General features: G+C 72.1%; 16 protein-coding genes and 1 pseudogene. 16 read left to right on the top strand and 1 reads right to left on the bottom strand.

What is annotated here, in order from left to right; all coding sequences use genetic code 11:
- The first annotated feature begins 12 nt into the window (after positions 1-12).
- From ACGFI8_RS38570 to ACGFI8_RS38550, 5 genes and pseudogenes are all read left to right on the top strand, one after another.
- Positions 13-2,427 carry a type IV secretory system conjugative DNA transfer family protein gene (locus tag ACGFI8_RS38570; RefSeq protein WP_392812274.1) on the top strand — a complete coding sequence of 805 codons (2,415 nt, stop codon included), beginning with the start codon at positions 13-15 and terminating at the stop codon, positions 2,425-2,427.
- Positions 2,428-2,722: 295 nt separating this feature from the next.
- Positions 2,723-3,736, top strand: coding sequence for a replication-relaxation family protein (locus ACGFI8_RS38565; protein ID WP_392812259.1), 1,014 nt, complete (start codon positions 2,723-2,725; stop codon positions 3,734-3,736).
- 38 nt (positions 3,737-3,774) lie between these two features.
- Entirely contained in the window at positions 3,775-4,455 is a 681-nt protein-coding gene (locus ACGFI8_RS38560; protein ID WP_392812258.1) for a hypothetical protein, read from the top strand.
- A 243-nt stretch (positions 4,456-4,698) separates the two neighbouring features.
- The gene (locus ACGFI8_RS38555) at positions 4,699-5,289 is read left to right on the top strand and encodes a dihydrofolate reductase family protein (RefSeq protein ID WP_392812257.1); all 591 of its coding nucleotides are present in this window, start codon (positions 4,699-4,701) and stop codon (positions 5,287-5,289) included.
- A 124-nt stretch (positions 5,290-5,413) separates the two neighbouring features.
- Positions 5,414-6,413: pseudogene (locus ACGFI8_RS38550) on the top strand (RNA polymerase sigma factor); the annotation flags it as partial.
- A 115-nt stretch (positions 6,414-6,528) separates the two neighbouring features.
- Here the strand turns inward: ACGFI8_RS38550 and ACGFI8_RS38545 are convergent.
- Positions 6,529-6,960 (bottom strand): hypothetical protein, encoded by a 432-nt coding sequence (locus tag ACGFI8_RS38545; protein ID WP_392812255.1) that lies wholly within the window; start codon positions 6,958-6,960, stop codon positions 6,529-6,531.
- A gap of 477 nt (positions 6,961-7,437) precedes the next feature.
- Here ACGFI8_RS38545 and ACGFI8_RS38540 point away from each other — a divergent pair, with 477 nt between their 5' ends.
- From ACGFI8_RS38540 to ACGFI8_RS38490, 11 genes are all read left to right on the top strand, one after another.
- Positions 7,438-8,577 (top strand): cation:proton antiporter, encoded by a 1,140-nt coding sequence (locus ACGFI8_RS38540; protein ID WP_392812254.1) that lies wholly within the window; start codon positions 7,438-7,440, stop codon positions 8,575-8,577.
- 552 nt (positions 8,578-9,129) lie between these two features.
- Positions 9,130-9,873, top strand: coding sequence for a hypothetical protein (locus ACGFI8_RS38535; protein ID WP_392812253.1), 744 nt, complete (start codon positions 9,130-9,132; stop codon positions 9,871-9,873).
- 254 nt (positions 9,874-10,127) lie between these two features.
- Positions 10,128-10,574 (top strand): hypothetical protein, encoded by a 447-nt coding sequence (locus tag ACGFI8_RS38530; protein WP_392812251.1) that lies wholly within the window; start codon positions 10,128-10,130, stop codon positions 10,572-10,574.
- A gap of 106 nt (positions 10,575-10,680) precedes the next feature.
- Positions 10,681-11,493, top strand: a complete 813-nt coding sequence (locus ACGFI8_RS38525) for a hypothetical protein (RefSeq protein ID WP_392812249.1) — start codon at positions 10,681-10,683, stop codon at positions 11,491-11,493.
- Positions 11,494-11,725: 232 nt separating this feature from the next.
- On the top strand, positions 11,726-12,397 hold the full coding sequence (locus ACGFI8_RS38520) for an RNA polymerase sigma factor (RefSeq protein ID WP_392812247.1): 672 nt from the start codon (positions 11,726-11,728) through the stop codon (positions 12,395-12,397).
- Positions 12,370-12,903 (top strand): Lsr2 family protein, encoded by a 534-nt coding sequence (locus tag ACGFI8_RS38515; protein WP_392812245.1) that lies wholly within the window; start codon positions 12,370-12,372, stop codon positions 12,901-12,903. The genes ACGFI8_RS38520 and ACGFI8_RS38515 overlap by 28 nt, the downstream gene beginning before the upstream one ends.
- A 285-nt stretch (positions 12,904-13,188) precedes the next feature.
- On the top strand, positions 13,189-14,253 hold the full coding sequence (locus ACGFI8_RS38510) for a hypothetical protein (RefSeq protein ID WP_392812244.1): 1,065 nt from the start codon (positions 13,189-13,191) through the stop codon (positions 14,251-14,253).
- 99 nt (positions 14,254-14,352) lie between these two features.
- A complete protein-coding gene (locus ACGFI8_RS38505; RefSeq protein WP_392812243.1) occupies positions 14,353-15,012 on the top strand; it encodes a GGDEF domain-containing protein in 660 nt (219 codons plus the stop codon).
- Positions 15,013-15,235: 223 nt separating this feature from the next.
- Positions 15,236-16,009: a hypothetical protein gene (locus tag ACGFI8_RS38500; protein ID WP_392812241.1), complete on the top strand. Its 774-nt coding sequence runs from the start codon at positions 15,236-15,238 to the stop codon at positions 16,007-16,009.
- The gene (locus tag ACGFI8_RS38495) at positions 16,009-16,488 is read left to right on the top strand and encodes a hypothetical protein (RefSeq protein WP_392812239.1); all 480 of its coding nucleotides are present in this window, start codon (positions 16,009-16,011) and stop codon (positions 16,486-16,488) included. Before ACGFI8_RS38500 ends, ACGFI8_RS38495 begins: the two co-directional genes overlap by 1 nt.
- A gap of 429 nt (positions 16,489-16,917) precedes the next feature.
- Complete coding sequence (locus ACGFI8_RS38490; RefSeq protein ID WP_392812238.1) at positions 16,918-18,630, top strand: DUF4314 domain-containing protein; 1,713 nt, start codon at positions 16,918-16,920, stop codon at positions 18,628-18,630.
- Positions 18,631-18,635: the final 5 nt, after the last annotated feature.

Below are 18,635 nucleotides of genomic sequence, written 5' to 3'. Positions count from 1 at the left end.
GTCGCGGCGTGGCTGGTCGACACGGGGCACTGGGCGGCCGACCGGCCGTGGCTGCTCGGCGTCGCCGCCGCGGCGCTGGTGGCGTGGGTGGCCGGGCGGAACCTGCTCGACGGGTGGCGGCACCGCCGCCACGCCGCCGACGCCCGCCTCATCACCATCGCCCCGCCGCCCGAGGTCGACGAGCACAGCGCCGCCGCCTTGTGGGCGAATCTGCACGGGGTCCTCACCCCGTCGCGCCGGCGCCAGCTCCTCTACGGGTCGCCGCACGTGGTGTGGCAGTACACCTGGACCGGCCGGCAACTGCGGATCTCGGTGTGGGTACCCGGCAGCGTCCCGCCAGGTGCGGTCGAGGCCGCGATCCGGGCCGCCTGGCCCGCCGCGGCCACCACCACCGACCCGGACGCGCCGCCACCCATCCCGCTCGACGCGACGCCGGCGGTTGGTGGCCACCTGCTGCCCCAGGCCGCGGAGTGGCTGCCGTTCAACACCGGCTTCGACGCCGATCCGCTGCGCGCGCTCATGGCCGCTGGTGCCCAGCTGCGCCCTGGTGAGCACGCCTGTGTGCAGATCCTCGCCCGGCCCGCCCCGCCGCGCCGTACCACGCGGGCACGGCAGGCCGCCGGGCGGCTGCGTGATGGCAAGGCCGCCGTGCCGGTGCTCAACCCGGCCGCGCCGGTGCTCTGGCTGCTCGAGGTCTTCCAGACGGGAACCTCCGCCCGCCGCACCTCGTCGGGTGCGACACAACGCCGTGATCCGCAGGTCGAGCGTGATGTCCGGGCGATCCTGGACAAGACCGCGCAGCCGTTATGGACCGCCGGCATCCGCTACGGCCTGGCCAGCACCAGCCACCGCGAAGGGTCCTCGCCGGAGGGGCGGCTGCGGGGAATCGCCGACGCGGTCGCCTCGTCCTTCGCCGTCTACGCCGGCCGTAACCGCCTCGCCCACCGGGCCCGTATGCCCCACCCCGTCGCCGTGCTCGCCGGGCGGCGGCTCGGCGCTGGGTTTCTCCTGGCCGGCGACGAACTCGCCGTCCTCGCCGCGCTGCCGCGAGATATCGCGGTGCCCGGCCTGGACCGGGCGCGGGCGAAGTCGATGCCCGCACCAGTCGCGGTGCCGACCGGCGGCCGCGGGATCAAGGTCCTCGGCGACGCCGAGGTCGGCGGGCACGGCGTCGGCCTGTCCGTGCCGGACGCCCGCTACCACCTGCACGTCGTCGGCTCCACCGGCTCGGGCAAGACCACCCTGCTGGTCAACCTCGCCGTCGACGAGATCAGGGCCGGCCGCGGGACGGTGGTCATCGACCCGCACGGCGACATGATCACCGACATCCTCGACCGGCTCCCCGCGAACGTGGCCGACCGGTTGGTCATCTACGACCCGGACCAGCCCAACCCGCCGTGCCTCAACCCCCTCGAAGGCGACGACCCCGACCTCGTCGTCGACAACCTGGTCAGCATCTTCGGCACCATCTTCGCCAAGGCGTGGGGGCCGCGGATGGACGACGTCATGCGGGTGGCCTGCCTGACCCTGCTGCGCCACGCGAACGTGACGCTGCAGCACATCCCGCCGCTGCTCAACAGCGCCCAGTTCCGCTCGGCGATGACCGTCGACCTCGACGACCCGGCCGGCCTGTCCGGGTTCTGGCAGTGGTACGACGAACTCAACCCCGCGCTCCGCTCCCAGGTCATCGGCCCGGTCCTGGCCAGGTTGCGGGCGTTCCTGCTACGGGACTTCGTCAAACGCACCATGCGCTATCCCCGGTCGAGCTTCGACATAGGCAAGATCCTCGACGGCGGTGCGCTGCTGGTGCGGATTCCGAAAGGCCAACTCGGCGAGGACACCACCCGCCTGCTCGGCTCCCTGGTCCTGGCGCAGGTGTGGCAGGCAGCCACCGCCCGCGCCACCATCGCCCCCGAGAAACGCCGGGACGCCACGCTGATCATCGACGAGGCGCAGAACTTCCTCACCCTCGCCAATTCGCTGGACACGATGCTTGCCGAGGCCCGCAAGTACCGGCTCTCGCTGATCCTGGCCCACCAGGACCTCGCCCAGTTCCCGAAAGACCTCCTCGCCGCCGCGTCCTCCAACGCGAGAAACAAGATCTACTTCACGGTCGCGCCGGAGGACGCCCGCGTACTCGGGCGGCACACCCTGCCCGAGCTCGACGAGCACGACCTGTCCCACCTCGACGCCTACACCGCCGCCGCCCGCCTCGTCGTCGCCGGCCGCCAAACCCCCGCCTTCACCATGCACACCCGGCCACCCAAGCCGGTCGTGGGGGAGGCGACCGCGATCCGGCAGGCCGCCGCCGCGGCGGTGCCCGAACAGGACACCAGCGCCATCGACACGCTCGTCGAGCGGCTGTCGCAGCCGAACAGCAAGGGCGGCGAGGGGCGGCGTGGCCGGCCCAAGCAGTCCCGGACCTGATCCACGCCCGGCACGCCCTTTGGCCGGCGACGGGGCGCACATCGGCCCCGCCGCGCCTGTGCGCTGGTCCTGATGCCCACCGTGCGACGCCCGCCGTCAGCGGATGTCGTCGAGGTGGTCGTCGACCCGGACGCGGTGGGATACGTTCCCGCGTCCCGCCGCGACCCATTCCGGCATGCCTGACCTGCACTGTCAGTGCAGCACGTGCGCCTGACAGCACCCGATCAGGCTGCTCTCACCCGCCAGACACCCTCGCAAACGAGGGATCCCTTCCTGCCCAGGAGCTCCAACACCCATGTCGTCCAACGACCGCAACCCATCCGCGTCCCGCTCCTCCACCTACGGTTCCCACGTACCCGGCTCCGCTGTGCTCGGCTCGCCCGCTTCCCGCGCGTCCGCGTCCGGGTCCGGCTCGTCCGACGCCGCGCTGCCCGATGCCCGTGCCGTGCGCGCCGACCCGCTCGCCGCGTTCCGCCGCATCGTGCCCCGCGACCGCGCCCTCCTCGCGCTGCTCGCCGAGCACTACCTGCTGTCCACGCCCCAGATCGCGGCCGCGTTCTTCGACAGCCGCCGCACCGCACAGCGACGCCTGACCACCCTGCACCGCCTCGGCATCGTGCACCGCTTCGCCTACCCCAACGCCGACCACACCGCCGTGCCCTACCTCTACACCCTCGGCCCGGTCGGGCTGCAGCTGCACCCGGACGCCTACCACGACCCCGACAGCCGACACACCCGCCCGCCCCGCACCTCCCTCGAACGGGCCCGGCGCATCGCCGCCAGCGCCACCGCCGCACACCTGCTCGGCGTCAACCAGTTCTTCATCGACCTCATCGCCGCCACCCGCCTGCCCAACGCCGCCGGCGCGCGGCTGGCACGCTGGTGGTCCGAGCAGCACGCCACCGACATCTACGCCCAGTCCGGCGTCCGCCCCGACGGCCACGGCATCTGGCACGCCCACGCGCACACCGTCGGATTCTTCCTCGAACACGACCGCGGCACCGAGGACCTCCCACGCGTGGTGGCGAAACTGCGCGGCTACGCCCGCCTCGCCGAGTTCGGCCCCCGCTACCCGGTCCTGCTCTGGCTGCCCACCCCCGAGCGGGAAGCCAACATCCTGCGGCTGCTCACCGGCGTGGCCACGCCCATGCCGATCGCCACCGCCGTCCACGGCCCCGACCCCGCCGGGCGGGTCTGGACCCTGACCACCGACCTGCCCGTCAGCCCGGGCCGCCGACGGCGGCTGCACGAACTGCCGTCCGATCACGGCCCCCGCTCCGGCACCAACCCAGGCCGCTACGACCACTGACTGCCCGGGCAGGTTCTCGACGCACTTACACTGACAGCGTGCGCATGTTGCCGCTCCGGGCTACGGCGCTCGCCGGTGTGCTGCTGACGTGCGGGCTGTTAATCGCCTGTGCTGAGCCGCCTGATCCGCCGCCGCTTCCCGAGCCGTCGCCGCCGCTTCGTGCGTCGCCGTACCCGATGGCAAGCGACGTGACATACCGGTCGTACTGCGGATCTTCGCCGAACTGTCCTGCCGGTAGTGTTCCGGCAACGCTGCGCCGGGACTTCGCGGTCGATCAGCAGTGGCACTGCGTGGCGACCTCGAACCGCAACGTCGGCAACCCGTTCGGTGCGGCGCTTGCGAACGAGGGCCCGGTCCAGCTCATCATCGGCGGCAACGTGTCCGGCAACGCTCAGGTCCGGTTCGCGTTTCCGCCGACGGACAACACTCTCTTTGCCGGTACCGGCTACGGTGGCGCCAACATCAACTTCACCATCGAGCCCAGCTATGGCGGTCCGGTGCTCGTACGGGGTCGCCGCGTTGACGGCGACTCGCCGGTCGGCTTCGCCGAGGGTCGGCCGCTGGCCGAACTCCAGCTTCCGCCGACGAGCGAGACACCCGGTGCGTGGCGCGCGTTCCCGACCTACCTGCGGCTCCGCGACCCGGGATGCTACGTGTTGCAGATCGACGGGCTGGACTTTTCCACGCGCATCATGCTCCCAGCGGCGATTGCGCCCTGATGCGAGAAACAGCACACCTCTGAGCTCGAGAATCGGATCGTTGGTCTGGACCACGGCTCCAGAATCGCGAACGATTCCGAGCGGATCGCGGCAAAGTAGTGCCTAGCGAATGAGTGGCCAAGCGACGCTCGGCTACGGGCCTGGGTGAAATTTCCCCACACGCGTTGTCGATCGGGCGGCGGGTCGTTCGTGTAGCTGGTGACGGGCTGGCGACCGGCTGGCCCTGCACGCAAGGAGAGCGCGATGGGCAAGCTCGTTGCCGTTGAGAACGTGACGCTCGACGGGGTCATGCAGGCACCAGGCGGGGCTGACGAGGATGCGCGGGGAGGCTTCCGGCACGGCGGCTGGGCACACCCGTATGCCGACCACGTCATGGCCGAGACGATGGGCAAGGGCATGAGCGACGACGGCGTGATGCTGTTCGGCCGCCGCACCTACGAGCAGTTCTACCGCTTCTGGTCGAAGCAGACCGACGGCAACCCGTACACCGCAGTTCTCAACCGCAAGCACAAGTACGTCGCCTCGCGCACCTTGGCCGAGCCCCTACCGTGGGAGAACTCGTCCCTGCTGAAGGCCGACGTGACGCAAGCCGTGGCCGCGCTCAAGGGCGACGTCGCGGGCGACCTGGTCGTGCTCGGCAGCGGCGAGCTCGTGCGGTCGCTGGCCAGAGCGGGTCTCGTCGATGTCTACACGCTGTCGATCCACCCGCTCACGCTGGGTACGGGCACGAGGCTGTTCGCCGAGGGTGAGGGGGCCTACGGCACGTTGGAGTTGGTCGAGGCCGTGCCGACGACAACTGGCGTGATCATCGCAACGTACCGCCCGACCGCCTGAGAGGATCCTGTGGCATGAGGCAGTACCTGATCAGTGTTTACCAGCCCCCTGCCTGAGGTCCTCGCCCCGATCATGGCCAACCTTGGCACCCTGACCGAGGAGATGAAAGCCGCCGGCGCCTGGGTCTTCGCGGGCCGACCGGCACGCTGAGGCGTTGCTGTTGCACGCGCCAGACGATGCACCCGATCCCGGGCGGGAGGGCCCCGTGCTCGACGACCGGCTTCGGCTGATCTTCACCTGTTGCCACCCCGCGCTCGCGCCCGCCACCCGCGTCGCGCTCACGCTTCGGCTGCTCGGCGGGCTCACCACCGCCGAGATCGCGCGCGCGTTCCTCGTGCCCGAACCGACCATGGCCCAGCGGCTCGTCCGCGCCAAAGGCAAGATCCGTGACGCCGGCATCCCCTACCGCGTGCCCCGCGATGCCGATCTTCCCGACCGCCTCCGCGCAGTCCTCGCCGTCATTTACCTGATCTTCAACGAGGGCTACACCGCAAGCTCAGGTGACAACCTCGCCCGCGACGACCTGAGCGCCGAAGCCCTACGGCTCGGGCGTCTACTCGCGGCGTTGATGCCCGACGAGCCCGAGGTACTCGGCCTGCTCGCGCTGATGCTGCTGATCGAGTCGCGGCGGCCAGCGCGCATCGGCCCCGGCGGCGAACTCGTGCGGCTCAATGACCAGGACCGCACGCTCTGGGACCACGCGCTGATCGGGGAAGGCCAGGGCCTGGTCAGGCGGTGCCTGCGCCGCAACCGGCCAGGCCCCTACCAGCTACAGGCCGCCATCAACGCCGTGCACAGCGATGCCGCCACCGCCGCCCACACCGACTGGCAGCAGATTCTCGCGCTATACGACCACCTGGCCGCCGTGGTACCCACCCCGGTCGTCGCACTGCACCGCGCGGTCGCTGTAAGCCGAGGTGCACGGCCCGGCCGCAGCCCTGCCGCTCGCAGACGCCCTCGACGGCCTGGACCACCACTATGTCCTCCACGCGGTACGCGGCGACCTGCTCCGCCGGCTCGGCCGTGCCGAGGACGCCACGGCGGCCTACGAGCGCGCCGCCGCGCTCACCGACAACGCCGCCGAACGCCACTTCCTCCGCTCCCGCGCCGCCCTCTCAGCTTGAACCACACTGCCCTCAATTCGGCAGTTGCGGGTGCCAAGCGCTGGCCCGGCTCGTCACGCTGCGCTGCGCGCGCCTCGCGGCAGATGCGTGAACCCCAAACTAGCGCGGAAACGGCTTACTGGTCTCGCTCATCCAGCACACGCTCCCACTCGCCGATCAGACCGACTTCGAGCGATTCGTCCATTTGACCATGTTCGACCATGCCAATCACTTCTTCTGAATATTCGAGGACAAACGAGACATCGTGCTCACCAGAGATCCGACAGATCTCCCCGATGAGCTCCTTGACCTCTTCCATGTGGGCGCGATCTATCTGGCGATCAATTTCTTCGTCCCACGGCGGCAAGGCCGTATAGATCGACAGCACGAGCCCCAGCGAGCGGACAGCGCCAACACCTGGTTCGTCGAAGAACTCAGGTGGCCCAAGGATCCAGTGCCGCCGACCGGCCAACTGCTCAGACAACACTCGCAACGAGCTGGCGATCGAATCAGGCGCCGTTCCTTCCACCGCGGCGACCAGAAGGTCGATCGGATGTTCTTCCCGCAAGAAAGGCCTCCGGCTCATCGGACCACCGCCAGCCGGAGCCCTACGGCCTCCGAACCAACACCGGCAGAATTATAGAGTCGTTCGCGCCTGCATGATCAGATGCACTGTTCTCGGCATGAGCGGACGCTGCCAGTCGGCCGACGATCCCATATCCAATGACTCGGCCGTTACTCTCCGTCGATCGGCCTTTTTCGTACCTGCCTCTGGAGATCAGCCCGTACCGTTGTCCGTTGCTTGCTTGCTTGCTTGCTGGCGAGAGCCAAGGATCGATGGTTGACCGGCGTGGCGATTTCCATCGCAGCGGCAACGTGAGCGATTGGACGAGTTCCACAGCGCTCGACAAGACAGCCGCGTCCTTCAATGGACAGCGGTGCGTTGCGTCGCCGACCGCCGGGCGGGCTGTCGAACAGCGAGATCGCCGACCGGCCGGGCGGCGGTGTCGTCGCCGGGCGTCCAGCGGTGCGCAATAGTGATCGGATGAGTTTCGGCAGTCTGGCGGTGGTGTGCGCGGTCGCGCTGCTGGGGCCGCTGCTGGCGTTGCCGCGGCGTTGGCACCTGCCGGTCGTGCTCGGGGAGCTCGCCGCCGGGGCGGCGGTCGGGCGGACCGGCGCGGGCATGGTCGACGCCCGGGACGGCACGTTCGCATTCCTGGCGAACATCGGCTTCGCGCTGGTGATGTTCGTGGCCGGGACGCACGTGCCGGTGCGCCACCTGCGCCTGCGCGGCGCCCTGCGGATCGGCCTCACGCGCGTGGCGGGCGTCGCGGCGCTCGCGTGCATTCCCGCGGTACTGCTCGCGAACATCTTCTTCCACACCGGGCATGCGGCGCTCTACGCGGTGCTGATGGCGTCGTCGTCGGCCGCGCTGATCCTGCCGATCGTCGATGGCCTCGGCCTGGCGGGCGACGCGGTGCTGCAGCTGCTGCCGCAGGTCGCGATCGCCGATGCTGTGTGCATCGTGGCCCTGCCGCTCGCGATCGACCCGCGGCACGCCGGCCGGGCGGCACTCGGCGCCGGCCTGGTCCTCGCGGCAACGGCGGTGCTGTACGTGCTGCTGCGGTGGCTTGAGGCGTCGGGCCTGCGCAACCGGGTCCACCGGGTGTCCGAGCGGCGCAAGTTCGCCATCGAGATGCGCGTCAACCTCGTCATCCTGTTTGCGCTCGCGGCGCTTGCGCAGGCGGCACACATCTCGGTCCTGCTCGCCGGCTTCTGCTTCGGGCTGGCGGTCGCGGCGGTCGGCGAACCGCGGCGCCTGGCACGGCAGCTGTTCGCGCTGACCGAAGGGTTCCTGGGCCCGCTGTTCTTCGTCTGGCTGGGCGCGACGCTCGACGTGCGGGCGCTCGCCGCGGATCTCCGGTCGGCGGTACTCGCCGTGGCGCTCGGTCTGGGTGCGGTCCTGGTCCACGTGGCGATGCGGCTGACCGGCCAGCCGTTCGCCTACGGCGGCCTGGCCGCAGCACAGCTCGGCGTCCCCGTCGCCGCGGCGGCGCTGGGCACACAGCTCGGGCTGCTGCGTCCGGCCGAGGCCGCTGCCCTTATCCTCGCCGCGATGCTCACGATCGCCGTGGCCGTGTGGTCCGCCGCTGCCACGTCGCGTGCGGCAGCCTCGACGCCCTAGCGCAACTGCCCGGCCGCTGACCCCCGCCACGAGGCGGCGCCACTCGCTCACAGCGCAGGTCAACGCCGCCGGAGCCGGTCACCGTTCGGCCGGTCGCAGTCGGTGACCGTCACACCACAAGATCACCTGTGAGTGTGGTGTCGTCTCACCGCGACACCACGCACGACGCGGCCTGCCGCTCACAAAGCGCTCACAGCGCAGGTCAACCCCACTGTCCGCCGATCATGGCGACGGCGGGGCTGTGAGCGCAGGCCGCTACCGTTCACGGCACTACATCACACCTCATATATCGCTCCACCCCGGTTCGGTCCCACCTCGGGCCACCCGCCGCACCATCCCGGTGCCCGTCACCCACCCGCCCTATCGGGCCGGTCGGTACCGCACCCCGTGCGGCGACCCCAGGTCGCACCAGCCACAGCACCACCCAGCACGTCCGGCGCCGCACCCAAGCGCCACCAACCCGACCCGTTCCGCGAACCGACCCATGCACCCGGTGGGCCGGTCACTGCCGCGCGCCCTGACGGCGCCCAACACCTCCGGGAGGTACCCATCATGGCCAAGAAGCACCGCGCCACCACGACGTCGAGCACGAAAGCTAGTGCCAACGGCGCTGCGGCGGCGACACCGGCCCCGACCGTCAAGGTCATGATTGTCTGTGTGCCGGACGAGCTGCCCGGTGAGGCACTCACCAGCCGCCAGCTCGACACGCACTTCGGCGTCTCCGGCACCCTCGCCCCGCGCTTCTGGGCCACGCCCAGCATGTGGATGTGGCAGCGCAGCCAGCTGGTCGACCCCCGCAAGGGCCGCCCGGTCTACTGCGCCGGAGGCCCCGTCCGGCTGCTCGACCTGGCCGGCATGCGCCACGCCGCCGGTGTCGGCGCCGGTGTGCGTCACCAGGTGTGGTCGCGCGTCGTGCAGGGCACTCGCCCCGCGATGCCGTGGCCGCAGCTGCTGCACCAGCACCTCGCCGACCCGGCGCGGCTGTCGCTGCAGGACGCGATCGCCCGGTACAACAACCAGCCCCGCGTCATCGCGATGCGGATGCACAACGCCGTCAGCTACGGCGCCGGCCGCCTCGACCTGCGCGAGCTGGAGATGTTCCAGGCCGGCCCGGTGGCCTACCAGCACTACGCCGCCACCACGGCCCTGGCCGCCGACACGGTCATCTTGGCCGACGGCACCCGGCTGGCCCCGGCCAGCGACGCGGTCGCCCACCGGGTGACGTACCTCGAGCAGGCCACCCGCTACCTCGACGCCATCGACGCCGACCAGCGGCTGCTCGCCGTCGCCCTCTGACACCACATCACCAACGGAACCGGCCGGGCCAGCCCACTCGCCAATCCCTGCACCCGGGGGACTCGCAGTGTGCTGCCCGACCGGCTCCACCACCACGCCAGCGCCCGGCAGGCGCCGACGGCAGCCACGTTGGGCGGTCCACCCCAACGTCACCGTCGCCGCTCACCCACCCGGCTCCGCGGCGAACACCAAACGCAGGGGCGTGCGCCCGCAGCGCGAGCCCGACCTCCCACGACCCGCAGAAAGGGCCGCCCGTGCCCGAACTGATCTTCCCGCTCGACGAGGTCCTCCTCCTCGCCGAGCACGCCGCCGCGGCACCGGCCAACGCCGACCCGGTCGCCGACGAGCCGCCCGGCCCGGCCCTGCTGCTGGCCGCCGCCGACGGCATCTACCTGCTGTCCAACGGCCTCCCGCAACTGGACGCCGCACCCGGGCAGCCGCATGCGTACGGCATCCGCGCCGTCTACGCCGACGGCTACGGCCCCGGTACCCCCACCGCGGCCCGGGACGCCGCGACCGGCACCACTGGCGAAACCCTGACCGGCATTCCGGTACCCGCGCCGGTGCTGCGCCGCCTGCGCGCCACCGCCGCCGACTACGACCTGTTCACCATCATGCTCGGCGCCACCCACGCCCTGCTCGGCGTCGCCCGCCGCCACCCAGGCAGCAACCGCGGCCGGCCGGCGCCGACCAGCGGCTGAGCACGTCCGCCCGGCGCCCCGGGCCGGGGCCGCGATCCAAGCCCGGCCAGCGCACTGGCTGCCCTTTACCTCTTTCCCGTCCAACCCGTCCACGAAGGAGCGCACCGTGACCCATCGACTGTGGTTTCGCCTCGACGACGTCATCCCGCTCGCCGAGCACGCCATGGCGTGCAGCGCGCACAAGATCACCGACGCCCAGGTCCGCGCCGGCGCGCCGCTGCGTCCCGCGCTGATCTGGACCGGCACCGCCACCCTGGACATCCTGCAGTCCAACGGGGAACCCGCCTGGTACGGCAAAGGCGGGACCATCCACGCCGCCGAGGCCCACACCTGGCGGCACACCGCCACCGGCAGCTACGGCACCGCCAACCTCGACGGCTACCACACCGCATACCTACCCCTCGACGACAACGGCAAGCGGCCCGGCCTGATCGGCATCATCCGTGACGCCCGCGAGGAGCTGGGGCACTGGATGTGGGTCGACATCGACGCAGCCGACGAGCACCTGATCGGGCTGCACCGGGTCGGGTTCACCGAGCACCGCGACGACCTCGTCCCGGCCAGCGCCGCCTGGGTGCCCGCCACGGTCACTTGCGACCCCGTCGCCGGCGCCGCCTACCCGGCACTGATCCCCGACGGCTACACCACCGACGCCGGACACCTGCTGCCGCGCTTCGACCGCGCCACCGTCGGACGACTCGCCGCCGCCCACGCCAACCCGGACCGCAACAGCGACCCGATGCCCGGCGAGTACCCGCGCCTGCGGCTGCTCGACGACCTCTACGGCAACATGCTGCTCATCCACGGCGAGCACGACGACGGCACCGTCACCACCGTCCGCGAGGCCGACCAGGTCCACCCCGACGCCGACGGCCGCTACAGCGTCGGCGCGTACACATGGCCCTGGCACCTGGCCTGAACTGAGCGGTCTGAACCGCTGACCGACCACCCTGCCGCAGCCCGGGCCACGCCCCGCCGGCACGGCACCGCACCTGCCGGCGGCTCCGGAGCCCCGCGCGCCCCTTGAACCCGCACGACACGGCCGATGCCCGGCCACGCGCACCCGCGCACACCTTCCGGGCACGGCCGTACGGCCGTGCCCGGATTCCGTCCCGGCCCCTGACAGGGCCGCTGCCGAAAGGAATCCGACCATGGCCACCACCCAGACGACCCAGACCACGCAGGTCACCCGAGCCGTCGGCCGCGCCGACCGGGTCCGGCGACCGGTCACCGAGGCCGACATCGTCCTCGCCGCCCGCGTGCGGGCCAGCGACCGCGACGCCTTCACCGACCTCTATCGGTCCACAGTGGACCGCGTGGCCGGATTCGTCGCCGCCCGGGTCTGGCAACGCGACCGCGACCTGGTCGACGACCTCGTGCAGGACGCGTACTGCCTCGCCCTGGCCGAGCCGCACCGCATCGACCCGGACCTCGTGGGTTCGATGTACCGCCTCGCCGCCCGCGCCATGACCAACCACAGCTGGTCGCAGCGGCGCTACCTGCGCGCCGCCCGCACCCTCTACACCGACCGCACCGCCACCGCCGCCAACCCGGCCACGGCGGCCACGACCGCGTCACCAGACGGGCGGCGCACGATCGCGGCGGTCACCCTCACCGGCGCCGCAGCTGGCGGGTTCGGCCAGGCCCTCGCGCGGCTCACCACGGACCAGCGCCGCGCCGTGCAGCTGCGTTACCTCGACGGGCACACCCGCACCGAGGTCGCCGCCCGGATGCGCCGCACCGTCGACGCCGTCCGCTGGCTGGAAAACCGCGCCCTGCGCCGCCTGCACGACCTGTGCACCACCGCATCCAGTTCCGTCTGATCCCGCACCAGCCGGCGATCCGCACCACCTCTGCCTGCCCCGTCACCAACCACGGTGGCGGGGCGCTTTCCGTGTCCACGGTGGCTGCGGCAGCGCAGCCAGCGCGGGGCCTTCTCTGCTGCCCAAGCACATCCCTGCTGAAGGAGAAGTACCAAGTGGCTACCCGCATCGAACGCATCGTCGTCGACGACTTCGACGCCAGCACCGACGGCGTCGGCACCTACCGCTTCGCGCTGGAAGGCGTCGAGTACGAGATCGATCTGTCGCAGGCCAACCTGCAGCGGCTGCGGACCGTGCTCGCGCCTTTCATCACCGCCGGACGGCGGCTGCCCAAGCACAAGACCAGCAAGACCGCCGCTGCCAAGCCGACGCAGACCGGCAAGGTACGCCGCTGGTGGTCCGAGCACGAGCAGACCCACCAACTGCCCGGCTGGCGGGCAAACGGGCCGATTCCCCATCAGGTCTACGACGCCTACGCGAACGCCCACCCGGCCAGCACCCGCTGAACCCGCTCCTCCACCACGCCCGGCCGGACTGCCGTGACGCTCAAGACCTCCGCAACGGGCTGGAGGCAGAGGCTGCGGCGGCGCCGACCCCTGCAGGGCCGCCGGAAGCCTGAACCCGCCACCTGTCGCTGGTGACCGCCACGTATCGCCGGCAGTCACATGTCCGCACACCACCGGCGCATCCGACCGATCCGGCGCACGCACTTGCTTGTCCGCGCCGGTCAAGCGTGCATCAGTGCGCGCCCAACCACGAAACCCTGCTCCGGCAGGAGAAAGCAGGCTGATATGCCCAAACGCGCCAACCCCGGCACAACCACCGGCACCGATCCGGGCACCGACATCGGCATCAGCGTCGCCGCGGCGGCTGCAACGGCCGCCGGGGGCATGCCGCAGCTGGACGACAAGTCGCAGCAGATCCTCGCCGCGCTCGGCGAACTCGGCGAGGAGACCGCGGGCAACCTCGCCAAGCACACCGGCATCGCCTACCCGACGACCACCCCGAAGCTGCGCAAGCTCGACGCCGCAGGGCTCGCCGAATCCGACAAGGCCGGCAACGGCCAGACCGTGTGGCGCCTGACCGGCACCGGCCGAGCCCTCGCCAGCGCGGAGCCCTCCGACGGCGAGACCGCGCCAGCCACCGCCGAGCCGGTGCAGGGCATGCCGCCGTCGATCGGCAGCAGCCCCGACGTGCTCGACGAGCCAGCCGACACCGAGCAGCCATTGCCAGCGCTCGCCGAAGCACTGGTCGACGCCCTCGACGGCACGGCCGGTGAACCTCACAGCATTGCGCTTGACGGCAGCGCGGCCGCGTTCCGGACGGCCGAGGCCGCGCAGCCGGCTCCCGTCCCCGGCGCCACCACCGCGACAGCGGACCGGCCCGACAGTGCGCCAGTAGACGCAGACACCACGCAGGACACCGAGCCGGACGTCGTGGCGGACACCAGGGGCCTGCCCGACCCCACCACCGTCGCCGAGGCGGCGACCGGCGGCGGCACCAGCGATACCGAGGCGGCGTCAGCGCAGCCCGCCGTGCAGGCAGATGCTCCGCGCCCGACGCGGCGTGCACCCGGCGATCTCGACCGGTCGATCCTGGCCATCCTGCAGGCCCGCCCCGACCAGGTGTACAAGGTCGGCGAGCTGGCCCAGCTGATCAACAATGCGGAACGGGGCACCGGTCTGCCCAAGGCCAGCCCGGGCGCGGTCGTACTGGCCGCGCAGCGCCTTGTCGGGCGTGGCCAGGCCGTCCTCGCGGTGGAGAAGCCGGCCAGCTTCCAACTGCTGCCCGCCGCCGGTGCTGCCGGGGCGGCACCTGCGACAGTGCCCGCCCCCGACGCCGCGCCCGCCGGCTGACCGGACATCCACCCTGGGTCGCCCGAGGGCGGGCGCCGGAAGTATGCCCCTACCCGTGCCCGCCCTCGGCGCTCCCACACAACTGAAGGAGCGTCACCAGTGTCTCCCATCCTGCAATCCGTCCTCACCGCCGCCGGCGGGGTGCTGGCCGGGCTCGCCGCCGCCGTGCTGCCGCTGTGGGCGCTGGCCCGGGCGCTGCGCATCGCCCGGCACCAGGCCGGCCACGACGACACCACCGGCCTGCCCAACCGCCGGGCCCTGGTCACCGCGCTGCGCTCGGCGGTCGCCGAACGCCGCCCGTTCGGGCTGATCCTGCTCGACCTCGACCAGTTCAAGGCAGTGAACGACACCTACGGCCACGAGGCCGGCAACGACCTGCTCACCATCGTCGGGCAGCGGCTCACCACCCTGCCCGTGCCGGCGCGGCTGGCCGCTCGCCTCTCCGGTGACGAGTTCGCCGTCCTCGTCCACGGCGACCCGGACCAGGTCGGCGCCGCCGCCCAGCTCGCCGCGTCGGTGATCGAGTCCGAACCCGCCGCTGTGAGCGATGGGGTGGCGGTGACCGTCCGCGCCAGCGTCGGCTACACCACCAGCCGGCTCGGTGTCCCCGCCTGGACCCTGCTGCGTGAGGCCGACGAGGCCATGTACCACGCCAAGGGCCACCGGGTCGGCGTCAGCCGCTACCACCCGACCAGCGCCGCCACCGTCATGCGGTTCGACGGGCACCCTCAGGCGCAGCGCTGCCGCGACCGTCGCTGAGCCTGCGGCGCCGACAACGCCCTGTCCACCGGCCGCCGGTGCCCCCCAGCATCCAGGGGGCGCCGGCGGTTGTTCGCCGGCCCGTCGTGCGCGACCTCGCGCAGGCGCAGCGCACGCGATGCGCACACCTCACGCTGCGCCAGCCCAGCCCGACCGGATCAACACGTCCCGCCCGTCGCGCCGGCACCCGTCGACCAGATTCCGCCGCCAATCCGGAGTTGCGATGCTCGCCCCTGACACCGTCCGCACCCTCACCGTCCGGCTGCTGGCCGCCGCCGAACCCGACCCGCTCCGGCCCGAAACCGCCGGCCTCGATCCCTCCGCGCCGGTCCATCCCGCCGTACGGGCTGGCCGCGACGCCCGGTCACCATCCCAAATACCATCCGGGCCATCGTCCAGGTACGCGCTGCTCGTCGTGCACGACGGGGCCGCACCCGACACACCGCCCGGCACCCGCCGCATGTCCTGCATCGCGGTCGCCATCCACCCGCAGATGGTCGAGGCCTACCGCGGCGGCCTACCCGACCTGCTGGCAGACCTCGCCGCCGCTGTTTACCCGTCCGGCCAGGCGGCCGAAACCGGACTGTCGAAGATCATCCGCCGTGGCGCCGCCGACGTGCTCGCCGACGCCTTCGCCGCACCAGAGCCGGATATGCGACTGCTGGCCTGCGCGGTCAGCTACGACGACATCCACATCGGCGACACCCAGACCACCGACGCCCGCACCGGTGACGCTGGCGAGCAGACGAACCGCAGCCGGGACGGCGCGGACCACACAGACAGCCGCGTAGCGGTCCTGCCCGTGCGGCGGGTCGACGCCGTCGACATCGACGGCCGCGTCTACCAGGCCGTACGCCACCCCGGCGGGCACACCACCGTCCTGGTCGACGACGAACCCGACCCGCTCGACACCCCGGCCACCCACCCCGGGCTGACCGCCCTGCTCACCACCGCCGTCCACGCCACCGCGACGGCACCCACCGCCGGAGACAACTGATGCCGGCCACCGATCCGGGCGAGCTGGCCATCGCGATGCTGTTGCGGCAGGCGGCCGAGGCCCGCGACCGCGCTGCCGTGCACGCGACCCACTGGATCGGGGTGTGCGTCGCCGATCTCACCGCCCTGGCCGAAGCCCTCAACAACCAGCACCCGTGCCGCTGGCGATCCATCACCGCCATCGCTGAAACACGCGAGCAGCGGCGGACGGTCGAAGACATCCGGACCATGGTGCGGCGCTGCGCCGACGCGATCGCCGCCGGGCACGTCACCTACCGCACCCTCGACGACCTGCGCACCGCGGCGCTGTTGCTGCGCTTCACGCGCCCCGCACCACCGGTCCGCGACACCGCAGAGACCGCGAACCCGCTGTACAACCTCACCATCTGGCTGCTCGATGCGATCAGCGACTGCACCACCATCCTGCAGGCCGAACAAACCCTGCGCACCGCCGCGTTCCTCGGCCACACCAACGGATGAGCCACGGACGACTTGACCTTCATCCAAAGGCAAGCGTCGACCAAGTCCGTCGCCGTCCGGGGCCGCGCGACACCAGATTCCCAGGCCCTACGACGCCAGCCCGCGGTCGCCGGCGCCAGCACTGGGGCCGACCCAGCCCCAGGGTGAAGCAGGCACGCGACCTGATCACCCGCGCCTGCGCCGACCTGGCGACCCTCGGCGGCGCCTACGCCGCTGCATGGGCGAACATTCGCCGACCTCACCCGCTGACACCTGGGGCCCGCCGGGCCCTGGCAGGGCAACCCCCGAGCCGATCACCGCGCCGCCCCGCACCCCGGCGGTGCGGTGCTTCGCCATGCCCGCGCCGGTCCCGCGCGGGCGCACTCAGCCCAGTTCGTTCCCGTCCCTGCTCGGCGCCACAGCGCCGACCGTCCACAGTGGAGTTTTTTGATGCAGTTCGAAGCCGGACAGCGCGTCGCGCTGATCCGCACCACCGACCCGCACACCGATCTGCGCCCTGGCGACCAGGGCACCGTCCGCGGCGTCGACCGCGACCAGCGACGCGTCGACGTCGCCTGGGACCGCGGCTCGACCCTGTCGATGCTCCTCGACGCCGGCGACGAACTCACCACCGTCCCGGCCACGGCGGCCGTCGCCGCCAACCCGACCGGTCCGTCCCGCTCAGCCGGCGCGGGTGCGGCCGTCGCCTGGCCGGACCTGTTGACCGCGCTGTGCGCCGTCCGTGCGGTCGGCGCCGCCGACGGCGCGGACGCGGCCGAATGGTGGGTCCAGGACACCCTCGGCGGACGGGCCAGCGGCGACACCGCCGCCACAGCCCGGCGGATCCTCACCGGGATCGACGACGGCGACCCCGCGATCCTGGACACCCTGCCCGGCACCAACGCCGGCTGGGCCGCCAGCGGCGCCGCCCGCTACCACGGCACCACCGGCGCCGTGCACGCCGAGACGGCGGCCGCGCTCACCGGCGAGCAGTGGCAGCAGGCCGAAGCCGCCTACCTCGAGGGCTTCGACACTGCTGTCACCGACGCGATTGCCGCGGCCTGCCGCCGCACACTGCACCCGACCGGTGACGACCGGGACCTGGCGCACCTGCACCCGGACCGGGTGACCCTCGGCAGCGTCGGGGTGTTCTCCGGTGACTGGAACGACGCCGGCGCAGGCGCCGCCTTCCCGCTCACCGCCGGCTACGTCGGCACCCTCATCGACCGGTGGAACGGGTGGGCGGTGTTCACCTGCACCCGGGCGGTGGCGGAGGCGATCGTCGCCGACCAGCAGCAGGCCCGCGAGACCTACCGCGGCGGCCTCGCCCAGGCCGGGGTGCCGGAGACCGACCTGGACCGGCAGACGGACGAGACCTACCCGCGCATGTGGTGGGACGGCGACGTCATCGTCGTGGACTCCACGACCATGTACGCCGACCCCGAGGCGGTCGAACGGATCGAGCCGCGCCAGGACGGCGGGTACGTGGTGATGGGCGGGTCCTGGTGCTGGCAGGCCGTCGATCCGTACGACTGCGCCCGCATCGCCGGTGACCTGCCCGAACCCGGCCAGCAGCAGGAATGGATCCTGCTCACCCACACCCCCTACACCGTTGTGCCGCCCGCCCCGTACACGATCGACAGGCTGGTCGACCTCGGCACCGGCCGCGGGTACACCGCAGAGCTGCGCCACGCCGGCGCACCGGCCGCGATCGCCGTCGGGGTCGCCGCACCCACCGGCGCCGCACCACCGGCGCGGCTGGCCGCCACCAACGGCCGGTTCGACGCCGACGACTGGCGCTCCTACGTGGCGGCGGCCCGCCGCTGCGGCGAACCCATGACCGAAGCCGCCGTCCTCGACGCCCTCACCGAGGACGCCCTGCTTGACGCGGCAACGGCCGAGGCCGTCGCGGCCGGGGCCACCCTCGTGCGGCTGCTCGACGACACCGGCGGCATCCTCGCGCTGCACCGATTCAGTGTCGCTGCGTCCAGCCCGCAGGCGTTTGGCGTCCTGTGCGCCCACGTGCGCGGTGTGAAGCCGGACCCGCGCGGCTTCAGCTGGCAGTACTTCAACGGCCGTGTCTGGCGGCACCTGATGCCGGCCGCCGCAACCGAGCCGTTCCCGCCCGCCGCACCCGGTATCGAGCCCGCACCGGGCAACTGACCCGC

The sequence above is a fragment of the Dactylosporangium sp. NPDC048998 genome, from assembly GCF_043197855.1.
Taxonomy (GTDB): Bacteria; Actinomycetota; Actinomycetes; order Mycobacteriales; family Micromonosporaceae; genus Dactylosporangium.
The sequence above is the reverse complement of the archived record's forward strand: the minus strand, read 5'-3'. Positions and strand labels throughout refer to the sequence as shown.

Bases quoted from the DNA above. Each gene is read 5' to 3' on its own strand.
- ACGFI8_RS38565 (WP_392812259.1), top strand. From the start codon at position 2,723: ATGTCGTCCAACGACCGCAACCCATCCGCGTCCCGCTCCTCCACCTAC.
- ACGFI8_RS38555 (WP_392812257.1), top strand. From the start codon at position 4,699: ATGGGCAAGCTCGTTGCCGTTGAGAACGTGACGCTCGACGGGGTCATG.
- ACGFI8_RS38540 (WP_392812254.1), top strand. From the start codon at position 7,438: ATGAGTTTCGGCAGTCTGGCGGTGGTGTGCGCGGTCGCGCTGCTGGGG.
- ACGFI8_RS38535 (WP_392812253.1), top strand. From the start codon at position 9,130: ATGGCCAAGAAGCACCGCGCCACCACGACGTCGAGCACGAAAGCTAGT.
- ACGFI8_RS38520 (WP_392812247.1), top strand. From the start codon at position 11,726: ATGGCCACCACCCAGACGACCCAGACCACGCAGGTCACCCGAGCCGTC.
- ACGFI8_RS38510 (WP_392812244.1), top strand. From the start codon at position 13,189: ATGCCCAAACGCGCCAACCCCGGCACAACCACCGGCACCGATCCGGGC.
- ACGFI8_RS38500 (WP_392812241.1), top strand. From the start codon at position 15,236: ATGCTCGCCCCTGACACCGTCCGCACCCTCACCGTCCGGCTGCTGGCC.
- ACGFI8_RS38495 (WP_392812239.1), top strand. From the start codon at position 16,009: ATGCCGGCCACCGATCCGGGCGAGCTGGCCATCGCGATGCTGTTGCGG.
- ACGFI8_RS38490 (WP_392812238.1), top strand. From the start codon at position 16,918: ATGCAGTTCGAAGCCGGACAGCGCGTCGCGCTGATCCGCACCACCGAC.